We start from the raw sequence: 25543 nt of genomic DNA, 5'->3' as shown, positions 1-25543 counted from the left end.
TCAGCGTTGCCGGTATGAACACACCGGACGCCGTGATGGCGAGGATCGCGCAGGGTCAGGAACTGGCAATCGCGGGTGACCGGGAGGGCGCCCGGCGCATCTTCGAGGAGGTGTGGGACGCCCTCCCCACCGGCACGGACCGTGATCCGCTGCATGTCGTGACGCTCGCCCATTACGCGGCAGACGTGCAGACGGACCCCGCGGAGGAGTTGCGCTGGGATCTGCTCGCCCTCGACGCCGCCGAGTCACTGACCGACGACCGCACCCGGCAGCACCATGCCTCCCTGCGCGTCGCCGGGTTCTTCCCGTCGCTGCACCTGAACGTCGCGGCGGCGCATCATGCACTCGGCCATTCGGCCGAGGCACGGCACCATCTCGACCGGGCAGCGGAGCACTGCGGGTCCCTCGCCGACGACGGATACGGGCGGATGATCCGGGGTGCCGTCTCCCGGCTCCGCGCCGACCTCGACGCGACCGCGTGTCGGACGGCCGGGGCAGAGTGAGCGGCGTGCTCAGCATCGGCGAACTCGCGCGGGCGTCCGGCCTGTCGGTCAGTGCCCTCCGGTTCTACGACAAGGCGGGCGTCCTCACCCCGCACGCCGTGGATCCGCGCACCGGCTACCGCTGGTACACCGACCGGCAGGTGGAGGCCGCCGTCCTCGTCGCGGCGATGCGCCGGGTCGGCATGCCCGTGAAGGAGATGACGGCCGTACTGACCGGCACGGACGCCCACGGTCTACTCGACCGTCACCTCGGCCGGCTCGAGAAGGGTCTCGACGACGCCCGCCGCGAACTGACGAGAATTCACCACCTGCTCGACGTCCGGCGGGGGACGGGCAACGTGTTCGTGGTCGGCACGGCCGGCCTCCTCGCCGCGATCGGATCGGTCCGGTTCGCCGCCGACCCCGATTCGGAGTACCCGGTCCTGCGTGGATGCCTGATGGAGACGGACGACGGTGTGCTGCGGCTCGTCACCACCGACCGCTACCGGCTCGCGGTGGGTACCGCGGCCCTGCTCGCGCCTCCGGACACGCCGGTCTCCGCCGTCGTGCCGTGCATCTTCCTGGACGATGCCGCCGGGCTCCTGCACCGCCACGCGGAAGTGGCCGTGCACGTCGGCTCCGATTCCGTCACCCTCCGGTGCGGCACCGAGGAGCTCGGCACCCGCCTCGTCGACGGCGCGTTCCCCGACCATCGCAGCCTGTCGGCGGCACATCCCGGGATCGAGCACAGCTTCTCCTCGGCGGAGCTGCGAGCAGTCCTGGCCGACGCGGGCGACCGGGTGGATCTCGGTGTCCTCGAGTCCGGCGAGATCGTCGTCGGCAGCCGCGGCGCAGCGCCGAATGCACGCTTCCACGTGCAGGTGAACGCGGGTTTTCTACTCGAGGCCGTCGACGCGCTGCCGGGCGAGCAGCTGACGTTCGACGTGACCGGTCCCATCGCTCCCCTCGCGATCCGGCCACGATCCGTTCACACATCGGACCCCGCGAGTGCGTACTCTCTCCTGATGCCGTTGCAGCCGGTGGCGCTCACGTAACCTGTGGGTGCGCTGCGCGATGGCGCGCAGGCAGCATGTTCGTCCGACACAGTTAGAGGAGCCCGTGGCACGCAAGCCCACACCCCCCGGAACCCCGCAACCCACGAGCGTCGGGCACATCGTCGACCTGGTCCGCGGAGCAGTTCCGCCCCTGCATCCGGCCGGGCTGCCCTTCGTACTCGCACCACTCGGTGTGGCGCTCGTCGGACGCAAGCGCAAATGGGTCCGGCGCGGGGCGCTGACCTCGGCCGCGGCCTGCGCCGCGTTCTTCCGGCACCCGCACCGCGTTCCGCCGAACCGAGTCGGTGTCGCGGTTGCACCCGCCGACGGTGAGGTCGCACTCGTGGACTCCGCGGTTCCCCCGTCCGAACTGGACATGGGCAGCGAGCCGCTCCCCCGGGTCAGCATCTTCCTGTCCGTGCTCGACGTGCACGTCCAGCGCAGCCCTGTGGCCGGCGAGGTGAAGAAGGTCGTCCACCAGGCAGGGCGGTTCCTCTCCGCCGATCTCGCCGACGCCAGCGAGGTCAACGAGCGCAACAGCATGCTGCTGCACACCGCCGAGGGGCACGATGTCGCCGTCGTCCAGATCGCCGGGCTGCTCGCCCGCCGGATCGTCTGCGACGCCACGGTCGGCGACACCCTCCCGATCGGCGACACGTACGGCCTGATCCGGTTCGGCTCCCGCGTCGACACCTACTTCCCGGCGGGCACCACGTTGCTCGCCGAGCGGGGCCAGCGGACGATCGGCGCCGAGACCGTCATCGCACAACTGCCGTGATCGCCAACGCGAAGCAGCAGCGGCGGGGACGACCTCAGCAGGCGGTTCGGCTCCTGCCGAGCGTGGTCACGATCCTCGCCCTGTGTGCGGGACTGTCCGCCGTCAAGTTCGCGCTCGACGAAGACCTGGGTACGGCACTGGCGATGATCGGCGCCGCCGCGGTGCTCGATTCGCTCGACGGCCGCATCGCCCGTCTGCTCGACGCCACCAGCAAGATGGGCGCCGAACTGGATTCGCTGGCCGATTCCATCTCGTTCGGCGTCGCCCCGGCCCTCGTCCTCTACGTCACGCTGCTGGACGGGCAGAGTTTCGGCTGGATCATCGCGCTGATCTATGCGGTGAGCATCGTGCTGCGACTCGCGCGGTTCAACACCCTCCTCGACGAGGACGACGCACCGGGCTACACCAACGAGTACTTCACCGGCGTGCCGGCACCGGCAGGCGCGCTGGTCGCGCTGGCCCCGCTGGCCGCCGCCGCGCAGTGGGGCGACGGATGGTGGTCGTCGTATCCCGTCGTCGTGGCCTGGACCGTGCTCTCGGCCGCGCTGATCGTCAGCCGCATCCCCACCCTCGCGCTGAAGACGGTGTCCGTTCCCCCGCACATGGCGGCCGGTCTCCTCGTCCTCGTCGCGCTCGCGGCGGCGGCCCTGGTCACCTACCCGTACATCCTGCTGATCGCGCTCGTGGCGGTGTACCTCGTGCACATTCCGTTCGCGGTCCATTCGAAGCGATGGGTGGCGGCGCGGCCCGAGACGTGGGACATCAAACCCGCCGAGCGGCGGGCCATCCGGCGGCAGCCCGACGCCCGCGGCAGGCGCTCGGCCGCACGGCTCGGACTGCGCCGTCCCCGGGCCCGGTAGGACGCTCCCGCACGTAGGCTCGACGGCGTGACCTCACCGGAACTCGCGCTCACAGTCCGACTGAACACCTCGGCCGCCGACACCCGGCGCGGCGTGGTGCGGCTGCATCCGGAAGCCCTCGCCGCGCTCGGCCTCCGCGAATGGGACGCGATCGCCCTGGTCGGCGCGCGCCGCACCGCCGCGGTGGCCGGTCGCGCACCGGCCGGAACCCCCACCGGGACTGCGCTCCTCGACGACGTGACGCTGTCCAACGCGGGACTGTCCGAGAACAGCACCGTCGTCGTGACACCGGTGACGGTGTACGGCGGGAGGACGGTGACGGTCAGCGGCTCCGCGCTGGCCGTCAACTCCATCTCCGACGTCACCCTCCGTCACGCCCTGCTCGGGAAGGTCCTCACCGTCGGCGACACCGTGTCGCTGCTCCCCCGAGACCTGGGCCCCGGAACCAGCACCGCGCCGGCGACGCAGGCACTGTCCCGGACGTTCGGCGTCGCCTGGACGTCCGAGTTGCTCACCGTGACCGGGGTCGACCCCGCCGGTGGTCCGGTGAGCGTGCAGCCGAACACCGCCGTCGGCTGGGGTGAGGGCGTGCGGCCCACGGTGTCCGTGCCGCAGTCCCGGCTGTCCGCGCCGACGCCGGTCCCGGCCGCCCAGGACGTTCCCCCGGTTCCGGTCGAAGACCTCGTCGGCGCGCAGACGCAGGCGGCGAAGCTCACCGAGTGGCTGGGGCTGGCACTCGACGAACCCGAACTGCTCCGGAAACTCGGCGCCTCACCCCATCTGGGGGTCCTGGTGACCGGGCCCGCCGGCGTCGGGAAGGCGACGCTCGCCCGTGCGGTGCTCGCGTCCCGGCGGGTCGTCGAACTCGACGGTCCGAGTGCCGGAGCGCTGGAAGCCGATTCGCGGTTGCATCGGGTCACGGCAGCGGTGGAGGAGATCCGCGGCGGTGGCGTCCTCCTGATCACCGACATCGACGCCCTGCTGCCTGCCACCCCCGAACCGGTGTCGGCGCTCGTCGTCGAACAACTCCGCCGCGCGGTCGACACCGTCGGGGTCGCGTTCGTCGCGACGTCGGCGCACCCCGACTCGATCGACGCCCGACTCCGCGGGCAGGACCTCTGCGACCGCGAACTCGCGCTGACCCTGCCCGACGGCTCCACCCGCAGGGCATTCCTCGAGCTGCTCCTGAGGAAGGTCCCCACCGACGGCGTCACCCTCGATGCGATCGCGGCCCGCACACCCGGATTCGTCGTCGCCGACCTCGCCGCGCTGTGCCGCGAAGCCGCGCTCCGTGCCGCGTCGCGTGCCGCCAGGAAGCCGGTCGACCCGGCGCTGACGCAGGACGATCTGCTCGGCGCCCTCGACGTCATCCGTCCGCTGTCGAGGTCGGGCAGCGAGGAACTCGCGATCGGCAGCGTCACCCTCGACGACGTCGGGGACATGGTGGAGACGAAGCAGGCGCTGACCGAGGCGGTCCTGTGGCCGCTGCAGCATCCGGATTCCTTCGCCCGCCTCGGCGTCGATCCCCCGCGCGGTGTGCTGCTCTACGGTCCGCCCGGGTGCGGCAAGACCTATCTCGTTCGGGCACTGGCCAGTTCGGGACACCTCAGTGTGCACGCCGTCAAGGGCGCCGAGCTGATGGACAAGTGGGTGGGCGCGTCCGAGAAAGCCGTCCGCGAGTTGTTCCAGCGGGCCCGCGATTCGGCGCCGTCGCTGATCTTCCTCGACGAGGTGGACGCACTGGCCCCGCGGCGCGGACAGAGTTCCGATTCCGGGGTGTCCGATCGGGTGGTGGCGTCGCTGCTGACCGAACTCGACGGCGTCGAACCGCTCCGCGACGTCGTGGTCGTCGGCGCCACCAACCGGCCCGACCTGATCGACCCGGCACTGCTGCGCCCCGGCCGCCTGGAGCGGCTGGTGTTCGTGCCGCCCCCGGACGGCGACGCCCGCCGCGCGATCCTCCGGACGTCCGGCAAGGCGGTCCCCCTCGCGGACGACGTCGATCTCGACGCCCTGGCTCACGACCTCGACGGCTACTCGGCCGCCGACTGCTCGGCGCTGCTGAGGGAGGCCGCGCTGGCCGCCATGCGCCGGAACATCGATGCCGCCGACGTCACCGCCGCCGACGTGGCCGAGGCGCGCGAAAAGGTGCGCCCCTCACTCGATCCCGAGCAAGTGGCGCACCTGAAGGCCTATGCGCTGTCGCGCCTGTGAGTACTTGTCAACCGCGGGCGGTTAACAAGTACTCACGGGTCAGGACCAGCGGCCGAGCAGTGTGGCCGCGTGCGCGCCGAGGGCGGCCTGGAAGAACGGGCCGAAGCTCACGCGCGCGACCCCGAGCGGGCCGAAGCTCGCCGGGTCGTCCTGCTCGGGCAGTCCGATGGCGTTGACGGGCAGCGGCAACTCCGACGTGAGCCGCTTCTGGGTGGCGTCGTCGTGCCGGCCCACCGGGTAAAGCACGTCGGCGCCGGCGTCGGCGGCGAGCTTCAACCGCGCGATCGCACGGTCGACCCGGTCGGATTCGTCGCCGACCTGCTTCACGAACAGGTCGGTGCGCGCGTTCACGACCACGTGGACGCCGGCGGCGTCGGCGGCCTGTCGCAACCCGCCGACGAAGTCGGCGTGCTCCTGCGGCTCACGGAGACGCCCGCCCTCGCTGTGGACGGTGTCCTCGATGTTCAGACCCACCGCCCCCGCGCCGATCAGACCCTCGATCAGTCGCGCGGGTTCGAGCCCGTATCCCGACTCGATGTCGACGGACAGCGGCAGGTCCACCGCCGCGGTGATCTGCGCGATGCGATACAGCAGCTCGTCGAACGTGATGCCCTCGTTGTCGGGCTTGCCGATCGAGTCGGAGACCGGGTGGCTTCCGACGGTCAGTGCCTGAAACCCGGCGGACACAGCCAGATTCGCAGACCAGGCATCCCACACGGTGGGCAGGATGACGGGGTTGCCGGGCTGGTGCAGCCCCAGCAGGGTGGTGGCCTTCTCGTTGATCGACGTCATGGGTGGGCTCCTCGCCTCGGGTGGTTTCGATCGGAGTGGTTCTCGGGCACGCCTTCGGTGCCAACGCCAGGTTCGCCGGTTCCATTCCTACCCGCTCGAGTACCGTGAGCGAATGGACTTCCGCGAACCTCTGTCGGCCGCGGCTGCTCTCACGTCCGGCGCGCTGGCCGGTTTCGTCCTCACCAATCCCCGCAACCGGGCCTGGACGATCAACGCCTCCGATCGCGAGATCGATCGCTGGCTCAGCAGCCAGCCGACGGGTGTGGTGGTGGCGCTGGTCCTCGGTGTCGTCGCCGTGGCGGGTCTGCAACGCTCCGGCTCGCGGCGGTTGTCGTGGCTGCTGGGGGCCGGGTGCGCGCTCGTCCTGATCGGTGCCCGCGCGGTGGTGCCCGATGCGGGCGGTGTCGACACGCTGATCGCTCTGCATTTCGCCAAGACCGCCACCGCCGGGTTCCTGCTGGGCGCGGCGGTCGCGGCGGTGTGGGGCCGCTGGGCTCCGCAGCTGGCCCTGACTCTCGGTGTCGCGGGCGCGTTCCTCCTCGCGAGCGTCCAGCGACTCCCGCGCGGTGACGCCACCTACGTCGAGCCCGCGAGCATGAGCACGTCCGCGATCGGTGAACCCCCACTGTGGCTGCTGGTGGGAGTGCTCGTGCTCGCCGTCGCGTCGGCAGTCGTGGCGCGCGCGCAGTTCCGGGTGCAACGACCCGAGCGGAAGACCCTGCTGACGGCGCTGGTCGGCGCGCTGGCCCTTGCCCTGCTCAATCGGTTGCTCGGGGCGTGGATCGACGATCAGGAATTCGGCGAGCCGATGACGGTCTGGTTGATCGTCGCGTTCTCCCTCGCCGTGATCGTGGCGGCCACGGACCTGCTCGCACACCGATTCCCCGGCATCGACGGACATTTCCTGCTCGCCGTCACCGGGGTCACCGCCGCGGCCGTGCTGGTGCTCGACGACCTCAGGACCCCGCGCGTGACGGTTCCTGCGGCGGCGCTGCTCGCGGTCGGGACCGTCGCACTGGCCGCGGGGATCGCCGTGGCGGTCAGGGTCTCGCCGAAACGGCGACGGCCGGGGTGGGGTCTCGGCCTCGCCGGTCTGGTCCCGTTGGTCGCCACCGCCTGGCCCGACTTCGGCAACGACGGCATCGCACTCCTGATCCGGCTGGCCGTGGTGGGCGGCGGGACGGGGTTCGCGCTCGCCGCGGCTCTGCCGGGTTCGGCTCCGATCGCGGTGCTCGGTCTGGCGCTGCCGTTCGCGTCGCTGGTGTTCGTGGCGGCCACGACCGTTCCGCGCAGCCGGGTGGTCTATGCGGGTGCCGAACACCGTCTGCCGTCGTCGCCGGCGTCGACTGTCGCGTCCGACCATCTCGCCGGTGCCGCGATGCTGCTCGTCGTCGCGTTCTGCGTCTACTCGGTGCGTGCGCGGCACCCGACTGCGGACGGCGGCTAGTCGAGGAGGCCGAGCGACTGCAGCCGGCGGAACACGAGCATCGAGCCGGGCGCGACGTCGGGCATCGCCGCGTACTCGTCCACGGTGAAGTACCGCAGTTCGGCGATCTCGCTCGTCGGCCGGGGCTCGCTGCCGAGTTCGGCGAGAAAGCAGGTCATGTGCAGGTCGGTGCCCTCGGGATGCCCGTATGCGGGCGCCTCGAACACCCCCAGGTGCTCGAGCGTCCCGTCGACGATCCCGGCGTCGAGTTCTTCGCGGATCTCGCGGTGCAGTGCCTGTTCGGCGTTCTCGCCCGGATCGATCTTGCCGCCCGCCATGTAGAACGCGGTCTTCCCGACCGACCGGGTCTGGAGGAGTTTCCGGTCGCGGATGTGGGCGAGGGCGGCGGTTCGGATCTGGGCGGGCACGGTCACAACATAGATGAGCCGGGGCGGCCGCCCATAACACATTCCGCCCCTTTAGTCCGATTTGCCGTGATTGTGAGTCCGAATAACCGACCCAGTAGGATGTACGTGTAGCCCAGTTCGCTAGCGAAGCGAACGGTCTGCACGACTCGGTTCGTTTCGTTCCGACACCCCGCCGCCCGCTGACCCCCGACGGAGTGCCTTTTGCTTGCTGTTCTGCTCGCCCATGCCGTTGCCGCCGTTCTGGCTCCGCTTGTGGTGCGCAAGTTCGGCCGCAACGGTTTCTACCCCCTCGCTCTCGTCCCCCTGGCGTCGCTCGGCTGGGTGATCGCGAAGTGGGGCACCGTCCAGACGGTCTCCATCGAGTGGGTTCCGGGCCTGTCGATGAACCTCGACTTCTGGTTCGATCCGCTCGCCGCGATCATGTCCGTGCTGGTGCTGGGCATCGGCACCCTGATCCTGGTCTATTGCGCGCGTTACTTCTCCGACGACGAACCCCGGCTGGGCATCTTCGCGGCCGAGATGGTGGCGTTCGCCGGCGCCATGTTCGGCCTCGTCGCCAGCGACAACATGTTGCTGCTCTACACGTTCTGGGAATTGACGACCGTCCTGTCGTTCCTCCTGGTCGGTCATTACGCCGAACGCGCGTCGAGCCGCCGGGCAGCGACGCAGGCACTGCTGGTCACCACCGCGGGCGGTCTGGCGATGCTGGTCGGCATCATCATCCTCGGCCAGGTCGGCGGCACCTACAACCTGTCCGAACTGATCGAGGTCGCACCGCGCGGCTGGCTCGCCGGGGTCGCCGTCGTGCTGGTCCTCATCGGCGCACTGTCGAAATCCGCGATCGTGCCCCTGCATTTCTGGCTTCCAGGCGCGATGGCCGCGCCGACCCCCGTCAGCGGTTATCTGCACGCCGCGGCCATGGTGAAGGCCGGCATCTACCTGGTGGCCAGGTTGTCGCCCGGCTTCGCGGACTCCGCGCCGTGGCGGTTCACGATCATCACCCTCGGCCTGCTGACGATGGTCCTCGCGGGGTGGCGGGCGATGCGCGCCTTCGACCTCAAACTGGTGCTGGCGTTCGGCACGGTCAGCCAGCTCGGATTCATGATGGTGCTCGTCGGCCTCGGCACCCGGGACGCCGCGCTCGCCGGCATGACGATGGTCGTCGCCCATGCCATGTTCAAGGCCGCCCTGTTCATGGTGGTCGGCATCATCGACCACACGACGGGCACCCGGGACATCCGCAAACTCGCGCATCTCGGTGACCGTGCGCCCGCGCTCACGGTGTTCGCCGCGATGGCGGCGGCGAGCATGGCCGGGATCCCGCCGTTCCTCGGGTTCGTCGGCAAGGAAGCCGCATTCGACTCCCTGCTGAGCACGTCCGTCCTCGCCGACCCGGCACGGCTCGTCACCGTCGGTGTGGTGGTGCTCGGGTCGATCCTGACACTCGCCTACAGCGTGCGCTTCATGTGGGGCGCGTTCGGCCGCAAGCGTCTCGCGCGGCCGAGCCCGGCCGTGCAGACCATGCACGCACCCGGACCGCTGTTCCTCGCCGCGCCCGCCGTCCTGTCGATTCTGAGCCTGGCCGCGGGACTCGCGTCGCCGCAGCTGGAGAAGCTGCTGACGCCGTACTCGCGCACGTTGCCCGCGACGAGCGCCTCCGACTACCACCTCGCCCTGTGGCACGGGGTCAACACCGCGCTGGTGCTCACGCTGCTGGTGTTCGCGGTCGGCACCACGCTTTTCGTCGCGCAGCGCTGGGTCAACCGGCTGCGGTTCGAGCATCCTCCCCTCGGCAACGCCGACCGCATCTACGACGCGACCCTGCGCGGCATGGACGCCCTGTCGATGCGGCTGACGGGCGCCACCCAGCGAGGTTCGCTGCCGCTGACGCAGGCCACCATCCTCGGCACCCTCGTGGTGGTGCCGCTGGTGCTGCTCGTCGTCGGCACCAACACCCGCGCCGAGGTCCGGCTGTGGGATTCGCCGGTGCAGTTCGTGATCGGCTTGATGATGGTCGCGGCGGCGCTCGCCGCGACCGTGATGCGGAACCGGCTGGCCAGCGTGATCCTCGTCGGTCTCAGCGGTTACGGCTGCGGTGTGCTGTTCGCCCTGCACGGCGCCCCCGACCTCGCGCTGACCCAGTTCCTGGTGGAGACGCTGACACTGGTCATCTTCGTCCTCGTGTTCCGCAAGCTGCCCGCCGAGGTCGACGAGCGCCGCGCGATCGGGTTCAAGATCCCGCGGGCGCTTCTGGCCGTCGCGGTCGGAGCCACCATCACCACGATCGGCGCGTACGCCATCAACGCGCGCAACTCGGTGCCGATCTACGAGCGCCTCCCGGACGCCGCGTACTACCTCGGCAACGGCAAGAACGTCGTCAACGTGCTGCTCGTGGACATCCGCGCCTGGGACACACTCGGCGAGATCTCGGTCCTGCTCGTCGCCGCCACGGGTGTCGCGAGCCTGGTGTTCCGCAACCGTCGCTTCGGCAGCGCCCCCCGGGTGTCCGACGCACCGGCGGTCACCACCGAGTCCTCGCATTCCGAGACCACGTGGCTGCTCGGCGGCGACCTCATCGATCCGAAACACCGCTCACTCGTGCTCGAGGTGACGACCCGGCTGATCTTCCCGACGATCATGGTGTTGTCGGTGTACTTCTTCTTCGCCGGGCACAACGCACCGGGCGGCGGATTCGCAGGCGGCCTCACCGCCGGGCTCGCCCTCGTGCTGCGTTACCTCGCGGGCGGGCGGTACGAGCTCGGCGAGACCGTCCCGATCGACGCGGGCAAGATCCTCGGCCTCGGGCTCACGCTCGCCGCGGGCACCGCGCTGACGTCGCTGTTCCTCGGCGCCCCCGCGCTGTCCTCCGCGGTCTTCGAGGTGACGCTGCCGGTGTTCGGTGACGTCAAGATGGTCACCGCCCTGTTCTTCGACCTGGGTGTGTATCTCATCGTGGTCGGTCTCGTACTCGACGTTCTCCGCAGTCTCGGGGCGCGTCTCGACGCACAGGTGGAGGTGAACCAGCGATGAGCGCGAACCTCGGATTTCTCGTCATCATCGGCGTCCTGGTGTCGGCCGGCGTCTACCTGCTCATCGAGCGCAGCATCACCCGCATGCTGCTCGGGCTGCTGCTGTTCGGCAACGGCATCAACCTGCTCATCCTCACGTCCGGTGGGCCGGACGGCAATCCGCCCATCGTGGGCCGCGGGTCCATTCACGAGTCGATGGCCGACCCGCTGGCTCAGGCGATGATCCTGACGGCGATCGTCATCACGATGGGCATCGCCGGCTTCGTGCTCGCGCTCGCGTACCGGTCGTTCAAGATCACCACCCAGGACGCCGTCGAGAACGACCCCGAGGACACGAAGGTCCTGCGGCGCCGGTCCCCCGCCGAGGCCCCCGACCGCGACCGCTCCGACGACCCGGTCACCGGCGAGCCGAGTTTCAGCGGCGACGCATTCGACAAGGACGGAAACCCCATTCCCCTGGACGAGCTGAAGAACCTCGAGGACCTCGAGTGCTACGAAGACCTGCACGACGGTGACTTCGACGACGACGAAGACTCGGACAGGGCAGGGATCGGGGAGCGGTCGTGACCATTTCCCCGCACATCATCACGGCCCTCGCGCCGCTGCCCGTCCTGGTCCCGATGCTCGCCGCCGCCGCCACTCTGGTGCTGGGCCGGCGTCCGCGCGCCCAGCGGATCATCACACTCGTCGCGCTGATCGGCGTCCTGGTCGTATCGGGACTGCTGTTGTTCCTGGCCGACCGCGACGGGACGACGGCCGTTCAGGTGGGGGGCTGGGATTCCCCCATCGGCATCACGCTGGTGGTCGACCGGCTGTCCGCGATGATGCTGGTGGTCTCGTCGATCGTGCTGCTCGCCGTCATGGCGTACGCCGTCGGTCAGGGCATCCGGGACGGCAGTGAGGACCAGCCCGTCTCGATCTTCCTGCCGACGTATCTGGCACTGACGGCGGGCATCTCCAACGCCTTCCTGGCGGGCGACCTGTTCAATCTGTACGTCGGCTTCGAGGTGCTCCTCGCCGCCAGCTTCGTGCTGCTGACACTGGGCGCGAGCGCCGACCGCGTCCGTGCGGGTGTGTCGTACGTGATGGTGTCGATGGTGTCGTCGCTGATCTTCCTGGCGGGCATCGCGTTCGCCTACGCGGCGACCGGCACTCTCAACCTCGCCGACATGGCTACCCGCCTCGACGGCATCCCGTCCGGGACCCGGACCGCCATCTTCGGTGTGCTGCTCGTGGCGTTCGGCATCAAGGCCGCGGTGTTCCCGCTGTCCACCTGGCTGCCCGACTCCTATCCCACCGCGCCGGCACCGGTCACCGCCGTGTTCGCCGGCCTGCTCACCAAGGTGGGTGTGTACGCGATCATCCGGGCGCACACGCTGCTCTTCCCGGAGGGTGAACTCGACAACGTGCTGATGGTGTGCGGTCTCCTGACGATGCTCGTCGGCATCCTCGGCGCGATCGCGCAGAGCGACATCAAGCGTCTGCTGTCCTTCACCCTGGTCAGTCACATCGGGTACATGGTGTTCGGTGTCGCCCTGTCGACGCAGTCGGGACTGTCCGGCGCCATTTACTACGTGGCCCACCACATCCTGGTGCAGACCACACTGTTCCTGGTGGTCGGTCTGATCGAACGTCAGGCCGGGTCGTCGTCGCTGCGTCGCCTCGGCGGGCTCGCCGCGGCCAGCCCCGTCCTCGCCATCGTGTTCCTCGTGCCGGCGCTCAATCTCGGTGGTATTCCCCCGTTCTCCGGGTTCATCGGCAAGGTCGCGCTGCTGCAGGCCGGTTCGGCGGACGCCAGTGTGCTGGCCTGGATCCTCGTCGCCGGCGGCACCCTCACCAGCCTCCTCACCCTGTACGTCGTCGCCCGCGTGTGGACCAAGGCGTTCTGGCGGGCCCGTGCCGACGCCCCCGAGGGCGACCTCGCGGACGTCAGCCCGTCGGCACTGCTCGACGAGTCCGAGGCCGACATCGCGTTCGACGAACGCGCCGACGTGGGCCGCATGCCCGCGATGATGCTGATTCCGACCGTCGCGCTCGTCGCGGTGGGCCTGGCGATGACGGTGTTCGCCGGCCAGATCATCCAGATCAGTGATCGCGCGGCGAGCGATCTGCAGAATCGGTCGATCTACATCGACGCCGTCCTCGGCGGTCACCCCGGCGGCGAAGCGCAGGAGGCGCCGCGATGAAACGCGAGAGACTTCTTCAGCTCGGCGCGCTGCTGTGGCTGATGGCGGTGTGGATCCTGCTGTGGGGCAACGTCAGCTGGGGCAACATCCTCGGCGGTCTCGCCGTCGGCGCTGTCATCATGGTGCTCATGCCGCTGCCGCGGGTTCCCGTCGAAGGCCGGGTGCACGTTCTCCCGCTTCTGCGACTCGCCGTGATGTTCGTGTACTACTCGCTCCAGTCGAGCCTGCAGATCGCGTGGCTCGCGCTCCGGCCAGGTCCGCCGCCCGTCACCGGCGTTCTGCGCTATCAGCTGGGAATCAAGTCCGACCTGGTGCTGACCCTGTGCATCGACGTCCTGAATCTCATTCCGGGCACCATGGTCCTCGAGATCGACCAGGTGCGGCGGATCGTCTACGTCCACGTGCTGGACATGGGCTCGAAGAAGGCGGTCAGCCAGTTCTACCGCACGGTCGCACAGCTGGAACGGTTGTTCATCGCGGCGTTCGAGCGCGATTCCGACTGGAAACCCAGCCCCTGGCACAACCGCGACCAGCAGTACGACGACCCCGCTCAGGAGGGCAGCTCATGACAGTCGTCTCGGTAATCTCCGGGATCATCCTCGTCGTCGCCGGAGTCCTCACGACATTTCGGCTGCTCGACGGCCCCAACTCGCTGGACCGTCTCGTCGCCCTCGACACCCTGATCGCCCTCGCGATGTGCGGGCTCGCCGTGTGGGCCGCGTACACCGGCGACACGACGATCGTGCCCGCCATCGTCGCGTTGTCGCTGGTGGGCTTCATCGGTTCCGTATCGGTGGCCCGATTCCGGGTGAGTGACAAGTCGTGAGCACCGTTCTGAACGTCGTCGGGGCCACGCTCATGCTCTGCGGCTCACTGCTGGCCCTGACGGCCGCCATCGCCATCGTCCGCTTCCCGGACACCCTGCGCCGGATGCACGCCGCCACCAAACCGCAGGTGGTCGGGCTGATCATGGTGCTCGCCGGCGCCGTTCTCGAACTGCGCGGCAACGTCGACATCTGGATGCTGATCCTCGTCGGCATCTTCACCCTGTTCACCGCGCCGGTCATCGCGCACAGCGTGGGCCGGGTGGCCTACCGCGAGCAGCGTGACCAGGACGGGCTGTTGATGATCAACGAGTTGGAGCCGCCAGAGCGTCCGTGACGACGGCCTTGCCGGTGCCCCAGCGGGCGAGTGCGCTGTCGGGTGCGGCGAAGAACGTGGCATAGAACGCGAGGCCCATCGCGGCGAGCGCACCGAGCACCAGTGGTCCGGACAGTTCCGGGAATCGGCCCATGGGAACCGCGAGGTAGCGGTAGCTGAGCAGCAGTGTGGCCAGCGCGAGCGCGCCGCCTCCGACGAGGCGGACCCGGAACCAGCCCCATCCCCGTTCGGGGTCGCGCAGAGCCGATTCGATGGTCAGGCACAGGACGGCGCCGGCGACCAGGTCGACCCCGTAGTGGTAGCCGAATCCGAGGGTCGCGGTCAGCGTGCACACCAGCCAGAACGTGCCGCCGAGGCGCAGCCACCAAGCGCCGTGCCGGGAGTGGATGAACAGTGCCAGGGCCCACGCCGTGTGCAGGCTCGGCATGCAGTTGCGTGGGGTCGTCGAATCGAAGGGTCTCGGTTCGGGGGCGAAGTCGGGCGCCGGAACGAGGTTGGGCCAGTAGTCGCTGACCTGGAAACCCTGCCCCTCGGTGCCGAACGCGAAGATCGGACCGACCACCGGGAAGAGCACGTAGAAGACGGGACCGATCAGCCCGATCACCAGGAATGTGCGCACCAGATAGTGCGACGGCCAGCCGTTCCGCAGTTGGTAGACGGCCACCGCGATGGCCGCGACCGGCAGTTCGATGTAGACCCAGTGCAGGATGCCGTAACCGACCGGACCGAGTGCGTCGACGAACTGGCCCATGTGCCACGACGGGCTTCCCAGCGCGTGATCGGCGAGTTGGGCGAAGTCGTCGAGAACCATCGGCCCGGCCATGATGGTGACCTGCAGCCAGGCGTCGCCGAACTTCGTGGCCAGGATCAGCAGGGCGCCGAGACCGACCCCCTTGAGGGCGCTGCGCCGCTGCTCGCCGGTCCACCGGACCGCCGCGTAGACGCCCACCGCCGTGAGGACCCACGTCGCGCCGTTCCCGACGGTCAGCGGGCCACCCGACAGGTAGCGGACCGCGGCGATCGCCACATCGATGCCCGCTGCCGCGGACAGGGCGACGACGCGTTGCCGGTTGGTCAGCCCGACCATCGCGAGCGCGAGTCCCGCCCAGGGAACGGACGCCGACTTGGGCGTCAGAACGTAGTCGTGGAACAGGCTTTCGAGAGGGCCTTGGAATCCCTGCGTGGACGCCACGCACTGGACCACCACCAGCAGGATCGCCACACCGAGCGCCCCGCCGGCGACGAACATGCGGGAACGATCGACGGACCCACCCGGCCGTACAACGGCAACATCGTCGATCGACACCCGCCAAGTGTAAACAACACGTGAACGGGAAGTGGACGAGTGTCCTGCCCGAGACCGTCTTTCAGGTGCCGAGTTCCTTCACCAGCGCATCGACCACGGCCACCAGGTCTCCCCCGGTCGCTTCCGCGACCTGACGTTGCCGCTGGTAGGAGGCCCCCCGGCGGGGTATCTCGGCCACGGCGGCCAATTCGTCCGCGCAGCCGAGACGCACCGCAGTGGGCGCCAGCCGCTCGAGCAGGTCGTTCAGGTCGTCGGTGACGAGCCGTTCGTTACTGTCCTCGTCGAGGATGATCTCGGCGTCGAGTCCGTACCGCGCCGCCCGCCACTTGTTCTCCTTCACGTGCCACGGCTGCAGGTTGGGCAGATTCTCGCCCGCCTCGAACCGGCGATCGAGGTCGACGATCAGGCAGTGCACGAGCGCGACGAGGGAACTGAGCTCGGCGCGGGTGGAGATGCCGTCGAAGACACGGACCTCGATGGTGCCCCACCGCGGCGCGGGCCGGATGTCCCAGTGCATTCCGCCGATCTTGGTGATCACGCCGGTCTTCATCTGGTCGCTGATGAAATCTTCGTACTGCGCCCAGTTCGCGAACTGGTACGGCAGCCCCGCGGTGGGGAGCTGCTGGAACATCAGTGCGCGGTTACTCGCGTACCCCGTGTTGACCCCCGCCCACATCGGTGACGACGCGGACAGCGCGAGCAGATGGGGATACCGCTGCAGCAGGGCGTTGAGGATCGGGAACACCTTCTGCGGCGAAGACACACCCACGTGGACGTGCACACCCCAGATCAGCATCTGCCGGCCCCACCACTGCGTGCGCTCGATCAATTCGTCGTAATCCGGTGTGCGCGTGACCAATTGAGTGGACCACTGTGCAAACGGGTGCGTTCCCGCACAGATGAGATCGACCCCGAGCGGATTCGCCGCACGACGCAGCAGGTCGAGTGACTCGTCGAGGTCGTCCATCGCCTCACCCACGGTGGAATGGATGCCGGTGACAAGTTCGACGGTGTTGCGCAGCAGCTCCTTGGTGATCCGGGGATCCTCCGGGCCCGCGAGGTTCGCGACCGCGTCGAATACCTCCGCGGCCGTGTTGGAGAGATCCCGCGTGACCCTGTCGACCAGCGCGATCTCCCACTCGACACCCAGCGTCGGCCGCGGCGAACCGGGAAAGGGAACTACCACGGTTTCGATCCAACCACAGGCCGGGGTGTGCGGCAGCGCGCCGACATCCCGGCCGCAGCCGGGATGTCACGCGACTCAGCTGGCGCCGATGACACCGCAGGCCACGCGGGAGCCTGCGTCCCCGGTGTTCAGGGTTTCCTGATCGGGCGCGGGTGCGTACCGGGTAGGAATGTTCGCGAAGTTGTCGGGACCCGAGTGGATCATGATCGCGGTGCCGCTGTCGCCGTTCTTCAGGTCCTCGACCGTGAAGGCGTCGGTGCTGGTGACCAATTCGGCTGTGCCGTCTTCCAGCACCTGCAGCGAGGTGAGGTCGCCGCTCGCCGGGTGTCCCGAGTGGCCCGAGGCCTGGAAATGGCCGCCCGCCGACAGGAAGTTTCCGGGCGCACCGCCGGTCGGCGCGACGGAATTCGTCTCGCACTTGCCGACGGAATGCACGTGGAACCCGTGGAATCCGGGCGTCTGATTCTTGACGGAGACGGTGATCTCGACGTGGCTACCGGCCTGCTTGAACGTGGCGGTGCCCACGTCCTGACCTTCCGCGTTCTTCAACGTCGCGCTCACCGCGCCGCTCTCGGCGGACTGACCCGAACCGCTCTCGGCGTCGCCGGGAACACCTGCGGCACTGGGATCGGCGGCCCCGGTCCACACGGGCGGAGTGGTGCCGGGAACGTCGCTCGGCGCCTCGTTGTTGCTGCAGGCGGTCAGTCCCAGTGCTGCAATGGCCACCACCGGGGTGACAATGCGCCAGGACATCCGACGGGTAGAACTCGAGGCCATCAAACCGCTCCTTTGAGGTGGCGAGGAAGTGCAACTGATCATAACCGCGAGGACGGTGCACCGACCGTCCGGTCTACTGGGGGGAGGTGACGATGACGATCACACCGGCGGACGAATTCGCGATACCCGGGAACCGGGGCTGCGCGGACACCCCGAGCTGGGCGGCGATCTCGGTGGCCGCCTCCTTCTCGGCGGCGGAAGTCCCGTAGTACACGGTGGTTTCGGAGATGGTGCCGTCGCTGTAGTTGCCGGTTTCCGACACCGTCCACCCCGACGACATCAGTTCGGTGGCCGTCTGACTGGCCAGACCCGTGACGTTGCTGTTGTTGAGCACCCGCACCGGGACCGACGCCGCATCCGCGGACTTGGTGGTGCTCGACGCTCCGGACGTCGTGCTCGTCGCGGACGCCGACGTGGCACCCGCGGCTCCCGCGGCCGCTGTCGTCGTGCGAGCAGCGGCGGTGGTCGTGGCAGCTGCCGTGGTGGTGACCGTGGTGGCCGTCTCCTCCGAATCCGAGCCCCCGAGGGAGGCGAACCCGAGACCCGCGAAGAGGATCGCGAGGGCGATCAGCACCATCGCGAGGGCTCGTAGCGGCGGGCCGGACGATTCGGGTTTCGGAGTACTCACGGTGTCGACCTTAGCCACCGGCCGGCTAGGTGACGTCGAACCCGAGGCGACGGGCCGCGCGGGCCTTCTGCCTGCTCGCGCGCAGCCGTCGCAGCCGCTTCACGAGCATCGGGTCGGCGGCGAGCGCCTCCGGCCGGTCCACCAGCGCGTTGAGAACCTGGTAGTACCTGGTGGCGGACATGTCGAACAGTTCTTTGATCGCTTCTTCCTTCGCGCCGGCGTACTTCCACCATTGGCGCTCGAAGGACAGGATGTCATGCTCCCGACGCGACAGGCCGACGTCGTCGACCTGTACGGAGTTGTCGCTGTCGGTGCGTTCGGACTGGTTCCGACTACGCGCTGTTGCGCCGTCCATCTCACTCCTCGACTACTAGCTCTCGCTCGACCTCAGCGAAACCACGTTCCCCCGGCTCCTCGATCGCGTGGCCGATCGAGGAACGAATTACACAGCTGTACTTCAGCGCCTATTCAACCACGCCGAAGGCCGTGGGCAGTGCGAACGGCTGAGGCGCGCCGCACTATCCTTGACGACCATGGCCATCCTCCCCATCCGGATCGTGGGCGACCCGGTATTGCACGAACCGACCGAGACGGTGACCGAGTCACCTGCAGAACTCTCTGAACTTATAGCGGACATGTACGACACGATGGACGCCGCCAACGGCGTCGGTCTCGCCGCGAACCAGGTCGGAATACCGCTGCGGTTGTTCGTCTACGACTGCCCGGACGTCGACGGGAACGGCAAGGCGCTGCGCCGCCGGGGATGCGTCGTCAACCCGGTCCTCGAGACGTCGGAACGTCCGGAGACCATGCCGGACCCGGACGACGACGTCGAGGGCTGCCTGTCCGTGCCTGGCGAGCAGTTCCCCACCGGGCGGGCCGATTGGGCGAAGGTCACGGGCACCGACGCCGAAGGCAACGCCGTCGACATCGAGGGACGCGGCTTCTTCGCGCGCATGCTGCAGCACGAGGTCGGTCACCTCGACGGTTTCCTGTACGTCGACATGCTGGTCGGGCGCAACGCCCGCGCCGCCAAGAAGACCATCAAGCGCGCCGGCTGGGGCGTTCCCGGTCTCAGCTGGGTGCCGGGCACGGTCGAAGACCCGTTCGGGCATGACGACTGATATTCCTCTCGGAAGCCGGGTGGTGCTGCGGTATTCGCTGCCACCCGGTTCCAGTCACCCGATGACCGACGTCATCGGAACTCTGGAGAGCGTCGAGCCGCTCGTCGCCGTCCGCGCGGCCGACGGCTCTCTGATCGAGGTCGAACCGGATCGGGTGGTCGCGCTCAAGGCCGTTCCCGCGCGGCCGATACGCGCGAGCGAGGTCCGTTCCCTCGAACTGGCGTCCGCCGACGGCTGGCCCGGGATCGAACACGCGTGGATCGACGGGTGGCTCGCCCGGTACGGTCACGGCTTCACCGGACGCGCCAACTCGGCGGCACCGCTCGGCGACCGCGGGACCGTGGCGAGCCTGGACGACTCCTCCCCCGGCAGCACCCTCGCCCGGCTCCGCGAGTGGTACGCCGAGCGCGACCGCCCGTTGCGTTTGCTGATCCCCGACCGCCTGGGCGAAGTGCCGCTCGGCTGGAACGTCAGCGACGAGGTGGTCGTGATGGCGGCCGACGTCGACAACCTGGCGTTGCCCGAGGGCCCGCGCAGCACGACCGTCGCCGATCACCCGGATCCGGACTGGCTGGCGCTGTACCGCTACCGCGGGTCCGCGCTGCCCGACTTCGCGGTGGACGTGCTCGACGCCGTCCGCGGCGGCATCCTCGGGTTCGGCCGGATCGGCGCCGCCGATTCGACGCTGCTCGCCGTCGCGCGTGGCTCGGTCACGTCCGCCCCGGACGAGCGCCGGTGGGTCGGGCTCACCGCGGTCGAGGTGGCCGCCGACCACCGTCGTCACGGGATCGGCAGCCTCATCTGCGGCGACATGATCAACTGGGGGCGTGAGCACGGCGCGACCCACGCCTGCCTGCAGGTCGCCGTCGAGAACGAGGGCGCGCAGGCGATGTACCGCAACCTCGGCTTCACCGCACACCACCGGTACCGCTACGCGACGGAATACGGCGCCTGAGGACCTGTCGGCGTCTGCCGCTAGGGTGGCTGCCGTGCGCATCGCAACCTGGAACGTGAACTCTGTTCGTGCCCGTACCGACCGGATCCTGGACTGGCTCCAGCGGACCGACGTCGACGTGCTCGCGATGCAGGAAACCAAGTGCAAGGACGAGCAGTTCCCGTACGAGCGTTTCCGCGAACTCGGGTACGAGGTGGCGCACGTGGGCCTCAGCCAGTGGAACGGTGTCGCCATCGCCTCCCGTGTCGGCCTCGACGACGTGCAGATCGGGTTCGAGGATCAGCCCGGGTTCCACAAGGACCCGGAGGTCGCGCCCGCGCAGGAAGCCCGCGCCATCGGCGCCACCTGCAACGGCGTCCGCATCTGGAGCCTGTACGTTCCCAACGGCCGCGAGCTCGCCGATCCGCACTACACGTACAAGCTCGACTGGCTCGCGAAGCTGCACACCGACGCGGTCGGGTGGCTGGAGCAGAATCCGGACGCTCAGATCGCGCTGGTCGGCGACTGGAACGTGGCCCCCAACGACGAGGACGTCTGGGATCCCGCTCTGTTCGAGGGCAAGACTCACACGTCCGCCGCCGAGCGGGACGCCTTCCACGCGTTCGTCGAGTCGGGTTTCGCCGATGTCGTCCGGCCCCACACCCCGGGCCCCGGTGTCTACACGTACTGGGACTACACCCAGTTGCGGTTCCCGAAGAAGCAGGGAATGCGCATCGACTTCGTGCTCGGGTCGCCCGCGCTCGCCGGCCGGGTCGACAAGGCCGAGATCGACCGGAACGAGCGTAAGGGCAAGGGCGCGAGCGATCACGCTCCGGTCTTCGTCGACCTCGGCGACTGAGCCCGCAGCACGCCGAGAGCCACCACCGCGCAACCGATCCCGATGAGCATTCCGTGCGCGATGCGTAGTGGGGCGTCGACGTAGAACTGCGGAATGAACAACGCGAATCCCAGCGCCATCGGGATTCCCGCCCATCGGGCGAACAGTCCGGATCGGGCGACGGCCACGGCTGCCGCGACCGCGCCGACCGCAAGAAGTAGCAGTCCCGCCGCGAAGAGAAACGCCTGCGCCGAGCCCATCCGCACGCTCTCGGCGAGGGTGGCGACGGCGTCCTCGTCCAGTCCGCTGCCGCCGAGAGCGTGCAGCGCGAACGTCTCCGCCCCGTAGTACGGCAGGGTCAGCCCGATCCCGACCCACGATGCGACCACCGCGGCCACCGCGGCCCGCGCGCCGGGTGTCCGCTTCAGGATGCTGCCGAGCGCGACGAGCGCAAGCCCGAACGCGATGAACCCGCCGACGGCGGAGAGGTGTGCGACGAGCCACCACGGGGAGGCGAACTCGGCCGCCCCGTCCGCGGCCCCGTTCGGCGCGTAGGGGCGCACCGCGGGGTAGACGACGAACAGGACACCCGCGAGCGCGAACAACGCCCCGGAGGTCCGATTTCCGATCCGATCCGACACGGTCATGACGACTCCTTCGAATGCGAGCACCGCTCTCTATGTAGAGCAGTATTCACAGCGAAGTCGCCGAAATCAAGAGCAGTGCTCTCGCGGAGGTTCTACTCGACCACCAGAATGTCCAGGTGCACCGGATTCGACGCCAGGTAGCGCTGCACGTATGTGCAGATGGGACGCACTTTCCAGCCGCGATCGCGCGCCGACCCCAGCGCCTCGGCCACCAGAATCGCGGCCAGCCCGCGGCCACCGAATTCTTCCTTGACGACGGTGTGCATGAACGCGACCACCTCGCCCGGTCCGGACATGCAACCGGGGATGTCGTCGCCGTCCCGGTAGCCGAGAATGCCGACCAACTCGCCGCCCAGCCACAGATCGAATCGTTCGTGGGCGGGGTTGTCGAGCACGCGAGCGTCTGCGGCCGCGACGTTGCTCGGCGACGCGGAACCGTTCGAAATGTGATCCATGCCACTCATGGAATCAGCAAGACGGTGTCGCCATCCGTGGAATCGCCGGTCCCGGAACCGTTTCGTTGCAGACGGGCCGTCTTCACGGCGCGCGCACGGTCAGCGCTCCACCGGGACGATGAGGTCGCGGTATTCGGGATGCGCCGACACGAAGCGCTGCACGTACGTGCACACGGGGCGAATCTTCCACCCGTACCCGCGGGCGAGATCGAGCGAGCGGCCCACCATGAGCGCGGCCAGTCCGCGGTGCCCGAAGTCCTCCACGATCACCGTGTGCATGAACGAGACCACCGGCGCCTGCCGCCCCTTAGCCTTCGAGCCCGGCGGCCGTGCGGCGGGCGTCCCCGCCCCGGGCGGCGTCTCCGCGAGGTCGAAATACCCGAGAATCCCGACCAGATCACCGCTCAGCCGGAGTTCGAACCGGTTCTGATCGGCGTTGTCGATCACGTCCACAACCTGCGCGTCCGTCAGCATGGCCATCTCCTGGGGGTATGTGTCGTAATCGAAATGTGATGTTCGTCACCCTTTATACCGATGCGCGGAGCCGCTGTCCAAGTTTCCCCCGAATGTTCACTGACAGAGATCTCGGTTACAGTCTCCGGGACAACTACACATCCACGGGGGCTCGCACCAGCGGGCTGAGAGGACGGCTAGGGGCCGTCGACCGTCGAACCTGTCCGGGTAATGCCGGCGTAGGGAGCATCATCGATGAGCAAAACTGTATCTACAGCCACGTCCGTCACCACGGGGCCGATCGAGGGCAGCACCAAGCACTACCTGCCGTCGGGCGACGACGTCCGGGTACCGGTGCGCCGCGTGCACCTCACCAACGGTGAGCACCTCGACGTCTACGACACGTCGGGCCCGTACACGGACGCGGACGCCACCATCGATCTGGAGGCGGGACTGCCGCATCTGCGCGCGCCGTGGATCGCCGACCGGGAGGGCACTCAGCTCGACGCGGCCCGAGCCGGAACTGTCACCCCCGAAATGCGGTATTGCGCTGCACGCGAAGGCGTTTCACCGGAGACGGTGCGCGCCGAGGTCGCTGCAGGCAGGGCCGTGATCCCGGCCAACCGCACGCACCCCGAACTCGAGCCGATGATCATCGGCAAGGCGTTCGCGGTCAAGATCAACGCGAACATCGGCAACAGCGCGGTGACGTCGTCGATCGCGGAGGAGGTCGAGAAGATGGTGTGGGCGACCCGGTGGGGCGCCGACACGATCATGGACCTGTCCACCGGCAAGAATATTCACGAGACCCGGGAATGGATCCTCCGCAACTCGCCCGTGCCGGTGGGCACCGTGCCGATCTATCAGGCGCTCGAGAAGGTGAACGGAGACCCCACCGCGCTCACATGGGAGATCTACCGCGACACCGTGATCGAGCAGTGCGAGCAGGGCGTCGACTACATGACGGTCCACGCCGGAGTCCTGCTCCGCTACATCCCGCTCACCGCGAAACGCGTGACCGGCATCGTCTCCCGCGGTGGTTCGATCATGGCGGCCTGGTGCCTGGCCCATCATCGGGAATCGTTCCTGTACACCCATTTCGACGAACTGTGCGAGATCCTGCACCGCTACGACGTCACGTTCTCCCTCGGCGACGGACTGCGCCCCGGTTCCATCGCCGACGCCAACGACGACGCCCAGTTCGCCGAACTCCGCACCCTCGGCGAACTGACGAAGATCGCGAAATCGCATGGCGTGCAGGTGATGATCGAAGGGCCCGGCCACGTGCCGATGCACAAGATCGTCGAGAACGTGCGGCTCGAGGAGGAACTGTGCGAGGAGGCGCCGTTCTACACGCTGGGACCGCTCGCCACCGACATCGCGCCGGCGTACGACCACATCACGTCCGCGATCGGCGCGGCGATGATCGCGCAGGCCGGCACCGCGATGCTCTGTTACGTCACCCCGAAGGAGCACCTGGGACTGCCGAACCGCGACGACGTCAAGATCGGCGTCATCACGTACAAGATCGCGGCCCACGCCGCGGACCTGGCGAAGCAGCATCCGCGCGCCCAGGAGCGGGACGACGCGCTGTCGAAGGCCCGGTTCGAGTTCCGCTGGCACGACCAGTTCGCGCTGTCCCTCGATCCGGACACCGCCCGCGAGTTCCACGACGAAACCCTGCCCGCGGAGCCGGCGAAGAGCGCGCATTTCTGTTCGATGTGCGGTCCGAAGTTCTGCTCGATGCGGATCTCCGCCGATGTGCGCGAATACGCGCAGCAACACGGACTCGACACGATCGAGGCCATCGAGGCGGGCATGGCCGAGAAGTCGAGCGAGTTCGTCGACGCAGGTGGACGCGTGTATCTGCCCGTCGAATCCGTCACCTCCGAGAATCGGTAAGGTCCCTGTCGTGAAGCTGCTGCCCCTGACCCCCGACGGCCAGACCCCCGTCCGAGTTCTCACCATCGCCGGCACCGATTCCGGCGGTGGCGCCGGAATCCAGGCGGACTCGCGGACGATGGCCCTGTGCGGCGTCCACGCGTGCGTCGCGGTCGCCGCGGTGACGGTGCAGAACTCGGTGGGCGTCAGCGGTTTCCACGAGATTCCGCCGGAGACGGTGGCAGCGCAGGTGCGGTGCGTCGTCGAGGACATCGGGGTCGGGGCAGCGAAGACGGGCATGCTGGCGTCGACGGCGATCATCGAGGCCGTCGCCGCCGTGTGCACCGAGGTCGGGATCGGGCGCGACCAACCGGTCCCGCTGGTCGTCGACCCGGTGTGCGCGTCGATGCACGGAGATCCGCTCCTGCACGCCGAGGCACTGGACGCCGTGCGGAACACGCTGATCCCGATCGCCACGGTCGTGACGCCGAACCTCGACGAGATCCGGTTGATCACCGGCATCGACGTGGTGGACGACGCGACCGCGCGGCGGGCGGCGGAGGCGCTGCATGCACTCGGGGCGCAGTGGTCGATCGTGAAGGGCGGGCATCTCCGGACGTCGGCGTCGAGCACCGATCTGCTGTTCGACGGCGACACGTTTCTCGAGTTCAGCAGTCCCCGCATCGACACCGGCAACGACCACGGCGGCGGCGACACCCTCGCCGCCGCCATCGCGAGCGCACTCGCCCACGGGTGGTCGGTGCCCGATGCGGTGGCGTTCGGCAAGGAGTGGGTCACCAAGTGTCTGGAGGCGTCCTACGACCTGGGCGCCGGTCACGGCCCCGTCTCCCCCCTGTGGCGACTTCGTCGCTCGTGAGTACTTGTTAACGTCCGGCGGTTAAC

The 25543-nt window shown here is 68.8% G+C and carries 26 protein-coding genes, 1 pseudogene and 1 riboswitch; of the genes and pseudogenes, 17 read left to right on the top strand and 10 right to left on the bottom strand.

What is annotated here, in order from left to right:
* Window positions 1–14: 14 nt before the first annotated feature.
* The 5 genes and pseudogenes from ACFTWF_RS07115 to ACFTWF_RS07095 form a co-directional block, all read left to right on the top strand.
* A pseudogene (locus tag ACFTWF_RS07115) lies at window positions 15–522 on the top strand (hypothetical protein); the annotation flags it as partial.
* Window positions 500–1537 (top strand): MerR family transcriptional regulator, encoded by a 1038-nt coding sequence (locus ACFTWF_RS07110; RefSeq protein WP_378460546.1) that lies wholly within the window; start codon window positions 500–502, stop codon window positions 1535–1537. The pseudogene ACFTWF_RS07115 and the gene ACFTWF_RS07110, both read left to right, overlap by 23 nt.
* Window positions 1538–1601: 64 nt before the next feature.
* Window positions 1602–2315: a phosphatidylserine decarboxylase gene (locus tag ACFTWF_RS07105; RefSeq protein ID WP_378460545.1), complete on the top strand. Its 714-nt coding sequence runs from the start codon at window positions 1602–1604 to the stop codon at window positions 2313–2315.
* Window positions 2312–3175, top strand: a complete 864-nt coding sequence (pssA, locus tag ACFTWF_RS07100) for a CDP-diacylglycerol--serine O-phosphatidyltransferase (RefSeq protein WP_378460544.1) — start codon at window positions 2312–2314, stop codon at window positions 3173–3175. Before ACFTWF_RS07105 ends, pssA begins: the two co-directional genes overlap by 4 nt.
* A 27-nt stretch (window positions 3176–3202) precedes the next feature.
* Window positions 3203–5389, top strand: coding sequence for an AAA family ATPase (locus tag ACFTWF_RS07095; protein ID WP_378460543.1), 2187 nt, complete (start codon window positions 3203–3205; stop codon window positions 5387–5389).
* Window positions 5390–5428: 39 nt separating this feature from the next.
* Here the strand turns inward: ACFTWF_RS07095 and ACFTWF_RS07090 are convergent, their stop codons facing one another.
* The gene (locus tag ACFTWF_RS07090) at window positions 5429–6181 is read right to left on the bottom strand and encodes an isocitrate lyase/phosphoenolpyruvate mutase family protein (protein ID WP_378460542.1); all 753 of its coding nucleotides are present in this window, start codon (window positions 6179–6181) and stop codon (window positions 5429–5431) included.
* 112 nt (window positions 6182–6293) lie between these two features.
* Between ACFTWF_RS07090 and ACFTWF_RS07085 the strand changes: the two genes are divergently transcribed.
* Window positions 6294–7628, top strand: coding sequence for a hypothetical protein (locus tag ACFTWF_RS07085; RefSeq protein WP_378460541.1), 1335 nt, complete (start codon window positions 6294–6296; stop codon window positions 7626–7628).
* On the opposite strand, the gene ACFTWF_RS07080 is transcribed toward ACFTWF_RS07085, so the two are convergent.
* Window positions 7625–8077 carry an NUDIX domain-containing protein gene (locus ACFTWF_RS07080; protein WP_378460540.1) on the bottom strand — a complete coding sequence of 151 codons (453 nt, stop codon included), beginning with the start codon at window positions 8075–8077 and terminating at the stop codon, window positions 7625–7627. The two genes, ACFTWF_RS07085 and ACFTWF_RS07080, sit on opposite strands and share 4 nt — an antisense overlap.
* Window positions 8078–8236: 159 nt before the next feature.
* Between ACFTWF_RS07080 and ACFTWF_RS07075 the strand changes: the two genes are divergently transcribed.
* Genes ACFTWF_RS07075 through mnhG form a run of 6 tightly spaced genes read left to right on the top strand, consistent with a single transcriptional unit; the run spans window position 8237 to window position 14411 of the window.
* On the top strand, window positions 8237–11065 hold the full coding sequence (locus ACFTWF_RS07075) for a Na+/H+ antiporter subunit A (RefSeq protein ID WP_378460539.1): 2829 nt from the start codon (window positions 8237–8239) through the stop codon (window positions 11063–11065).
* Window positions 11062–11631: a Na(+)/H(+) antiporter subunit C gene (locus ACFTWF_RS07070; RefSeq protein WP_378460538.1), complete on the top strand. Its 570-nt coding sequence runs from the start codon at window positions 11062–11064 to the stop codon at window positions 11629–11631. Before ACFTWF_RS07075 ends, ACFTWF_RS07070 begins: the two co-directional genes overlap by 4 nt.
* Complete coding sequence (locus tag ACFTWF_RS07065) at window positions 11628–13250, top strand: Na+/H+ antiporter subunit D (RefSeq protein WP_378460537.1); 1623 nt, start codon at window positions 11628–11630, stop codon at window positions 13248–13250. The genes ACFTWF_RS07070 and ACFTWF_RS07065 overlap by 4 nt, the downstream gene beginning before the upstream one ends.
* On the top strand, window positions 13247–13819 hold the full coding sequence (locus ACFTWF_RS07060) for a Na+/H+ antiporter subunit E (RefSeq protein WP_378460536.1): 573 nt from the start codon (window positions 13247–13249) through the stop codon (window positions 13817–13819). Before ACFTWF_RS07065 ends, ACFTWF_RS07060 begins: the two co-directional genes overlap by 4 nt.
* Window positions 13816–14076 (top strand): monovalent cation/H+ antiporter complex subunit F, encoded by a 261-nt coding sequence (locus tag ACFTWF_RS07055; RefSeq protein ID WP_005251754.1) that lies wholly within the window; start codon window positions 13816–13818, stop codon window positions 14074–14076. Before ACFTWF_RS07060 ends, ACFTWF_RS07055 begins: the two co-directional genes overlap by 4 nt.
* Window positions 14073–14411 (top strand): monovalent cation/H(+) antiporter subunit G, encoded by a 339-nt coding sequence (gene mnhG, locus ACFTWF_RS07050; protein ID WP_378460535.1) that lies wholly within the window; start codon window positions 14073–14075, stop codon window positions 14409–14411. The genes ACFTWF_RS07055 and mnhG overlap by 4 nt, the downstream gene beginning before the upstream one ends.
* Here mnhG and ACFTWF_RS07045 read toward each other — a convergent pair.
* The 5 genes from ACFTWF_RS07045 to ACFTWF_RS07025 form a co-directional block, all read right to left on the bottom strand.
* The gene (locus ACFTWF_RS07045) at window positions 14380–15660 is read right to left on the bottom strand and encodes a DUF5933 domain-containing protein (RefSeq protein WP_378460534.1); all 1281 of its coding nucleotides are present in this window, start codon (window positions 15658–15660) and stop codon (window positions 14380–14382) included. The genes mnhG and ACFTWF_RS07045 overlap by 32 nt on opposite strands.
* Window positions 15661–15778: 118 nt before the next feature.
* Window positions 15779–16903, bottom strand: coding sequence for a glutamate--cysteine ligase (locus tag ACFTWF_RS07040; protein WP_378460533.1), 1125 nt, complete (start codon window positions 16901–16903; stop codon window positions 15779–15781).
* Window positions 16904–16978: 75 nt separating this feature from the next.
* Window positions 16979–17680 (bottom strand): superoxide dismutase family protein, encoded by a 702-nt coding sequence (locus ACFTWF_RS07035; RefSeq protein WP_378460532.1) that lies wholly within the window; start codon window positions 17678–17680, stop codon window positions 16979–16981.
* A gap of 73 nt (window positions 17681–17753) precedes the next feature.
* A complete protein-coding gene (locus ACFTWF_RS07030; protein ID WP_378460531.1) occupies window positions 17754–18308 on the bottom strand; it encodes a LytR C-terminal domain-containing protein in 555 nt (184 codons plus the stop codon).
* A gap of 25 nt (window positions 18309–18333) precedes the next feature.
* Complete coding sequence (locus tag ACFTWF_RS07025) at window positions 18334–18663, bottom strand: DUF3263 domain-containing protein (RefSeq protein WP_378460530.1); 330 nt, start codon at window positions 18661–18663, stop codon at window positions 18334–18336.
* A 178-nt stretch (window positions 18664–18841) separates the two neighbouring features.
* Between ACFTWF_RS07025 and ACFTWF_RS07020 the strand changes: the two genes are divergently transcribed.
* From ACFTWF_RS07020 to ACFTWF_RS07010, 3 genes are read left to right on the top strand one after another with little or no spacing between them, the layout of a single operon-like run.
* On the top strand, window positions 18842–19432 hold the full coding sequence (locus ACFTWF_RS07020; protein ID WP_378460529.1) for a peptide deformylase: 591 nt from the start codon (window positions 18842–18844) through the stop codon (window positions 19430–19432).
* Entirely contained in the window at window positions 19422–20387 is a 966-nt protein-coding gene (locus tag ACFTWF_RS07015) for a GNAT family N-acetyltransferase (protein ID WP_378460528.1), read from the top strand. Before ACFTWF_RS07020 ends, ACFTWF_RS07015 begins: the two co-directional genes overlap by 11 nt.
* A gap of 34 nt (window positions 20388–20421) precedes the next feature.
* The gene (locus ACFTWF_RS07010) at window positions 20422–21225 is read left to right on the top strand and encodes an exodeoxyribonuclease III (protein WP_378460527.1); all 804 of its coding nucleotides are present in this window, start codon (window positions 20422–20424) and stop codon (window positions 21223–21225) included.
* Here ACFTWF_RS07010 and ACFTWF_RS07005 read toward each other — a convergent pair.
* The 3 genes from ACFTWF_RS07005 to ACFTWF_RS06995 all read right to left on the bottom strand — a co-directional run bounded on the left by ACFTWF_RS07005 (window position 21192) and on the right by ACFTWF_RS06995 (window position 22780).
* Entirely contained in the window at window positions 21192–21851 is a 660-nt protein-coding gene (locus ACFTWF_RS07005; RefSeq protein ID WP_378460526.1) for a hypothetical protein, read from the bottom strand. The two genes, ACFTWF_RS07010 and ACFTWF_RS07005, sit on opposite strands and share 34 nt — an antisense overlap.
* 92 nt (window positions 21852–21943) lie before the next feature.
* A complete protein-coding gene (locus tag ACFTWF_RS07000; protein ID WP_378460525.1) occupies window positions 21944–22306 on the bottom strand; it encodes a GNAT family N-acetyltransferase in 363 nt (120 codons plus the stop codon).
* A 99-nt stretch (window positions 22307–22405) separates the two neighbouring features.
* On the bottom strand, window positions 22406–22780 hold the full coding sequence (locus ACFTWF_RS06995; protein ID WP_378460524.1) for a GNAT family N-acetyltransferase: 375 nt from the start codon (window positions 22778–22780) through the stop codon (window positions 22406–22408).
* A gap of 133 nt (window positions 22781–22913) precedes the next feature.
* Window positions 22914–23022: riboswitch (TPP riboswitch) on the top strand.
* On the opposite strand from ACFTWF_RS06995, the gene thiC reads away from it, so the two are divergent.
* On the top strand, window positions 23015–24661 hold the full coding sequence (thiC, locus tag ACFTWF_RS06990) for a phosphomethylpyrimidine synthase ThiC (protein WP_378460523.1): 1647 nt from the start codon (window positions 23015–23017) through the stop codon (window positions 24659–24661). (Overlaps the previous riboswitch by 8 nt.)
* 10 nt (window positions 24662–24671) lie before the next feature.
* On the top strand, window positions 24672–25517 hold the full coding sequence (gene thiD, locus ACFTWF_RS06985) for a bifunctional hydroxymethylpyrimidine kinase/phosphomethylpyrimidine kinase (RefSeq protein ID WP_378460522.1): 846 nt from the start codon (window positions 24672–24674) through the stop codon (window positions 25515–25517).
* Window positions 25518–25543 lie beyond the last annotated feature (26 nt).

Origin of the sequence: Rhodococcus sp. NPDC056960 (assembly GCF_042674125.1) — a bacterium.
In the GTDB taxonomy this organism is placed as follows: domain Bacteria; phylum Actinomycetota; class Actinomycetes; order Mycobacteriales; family Mycobacteriaceae; genus Rhodococcus_F.
The sequence above is the reverse complement of the archived record's forward strand: the minus strand, read 5'-3'. Positions and strand labels throughout refer to the sequence as shown.

What these genes read in the sequence shown, in the direction of transcription:
- ACFTWF_RS07090 (WP_378460542.1), bottom strand. Translation starts at nt 6,181, where the DNA reads ATGACGTCGATCAACGAGAAGGCCACCACCCTGCTGGGGCTGCACCAG.
- ACFTWF_RS07085 (WP_378460541.1), top strand. Translation starts at nt 6,294, where the DNA reads ATGGACTTCCGCGAACCTCTGTCGGCCGCGGCTGCTCTCACGTCCGGC.
- ACFTWF_RS07080 (WP_378460540.1), bottom strand. Translation starts at nt 8,077, where the DNA reads ATGTGTTATGGGCGGCCGCCCCGGCTCATCTATGTTGTGACCGTGCCC.
- ACFTWF_RS07070 (WP_378460538.1), top strand. Translation starts at nt 11,062, where the DNA reads ATGAGCGCGAACCTCGGATTTCTCGTCATCATCGGCGTCCTGGTGTCG.
- ACFTWF_RS07060 (WP_378460536.1), top strand. Translation starts at nt 13,247, where the DNA reads ATGAAACGCGAGAGACTTCTTCAGCTCGGCGCGCTGCTGTGGCTGATG.
- ACFTWF_RS07055 (WP_005251754.1), top strand. Translation starts at nt 13,816, where the DNA reads ATGACAGTCGTCTCGGTAATCTCCGGGATCATCCTCGTCGTCGCCGGA.
- ACFTWF_RS07045 (WP_378460534.1), bottom strand. Translation starts at nt 15,660, where the DNA reads ATGTTCGTCGCCGGCGGGGCGCTCGGTGTGGCGATCCTGCTGGTGGTG.
- ACFTWF_RS07035 (WP_378460532.1), bottom strand. Translation starts at nt 17,680, where the DNA reads ATGGCCTCGAGTTCTACCCGTCGGATGTCCTGGCGCATTGTCACCCCG.
- ACFTWF_RS07025 (WP_378460530.1), bottom strand. Translation starts at nt 18,663, where the DNA reads ATGGACGGCGCAACAGCGCGTAGTCGGAACCAGTCCGAACGCACCGAC.
- ACFTWF_RS07020 (WP_378460529.1), top strand. Translation starts at nt 18,842, where the DNA reads ATGGCCATCCTCCCCATCCGGATCGTGGGCGACCCGGTATTGCACGAA.
- ACFTWF_RS07015 (WP_378460528.1), top strand. Translation starts at nt 19,422, where the DNA reads ATGACGACTGATATTCCTCTCGGAAGCCGGGTGGTGCTGCGGTATTCG.
- ACFTWF_RS07005 (WP_378460526.1), bottom strand. Translation starts at nt 21,851, where the DNA reads ATGACCGTGTCGGATCGGATCGGAAATCGGACCTCCGGGGCGTTGTTC.
- ACFTWF_RS07000 (WP_378460525.1), bottom strand. Translation starts at nt 22,306, where the DNA reads ATGGATCACATTTCGAACGGTTCCGCGTCGCCGAGCAACGTCGCGGCC.
- ACFTWF_RS06995 (WP_378460524.1), bottom strand. Translation starts at nt 22,780, where the DNA reads ATGCTGACGGACGCGCAGGTTGTGGACGTGATCGACAACGCCGATCAG.
- thiC (WP_378460523.1), top strand. Translation starts at nt 23,015, where the DNA reads ATGAGCAAAACTGTATCTACAGCCACGTCCGTCACCACGGGGCCGATC.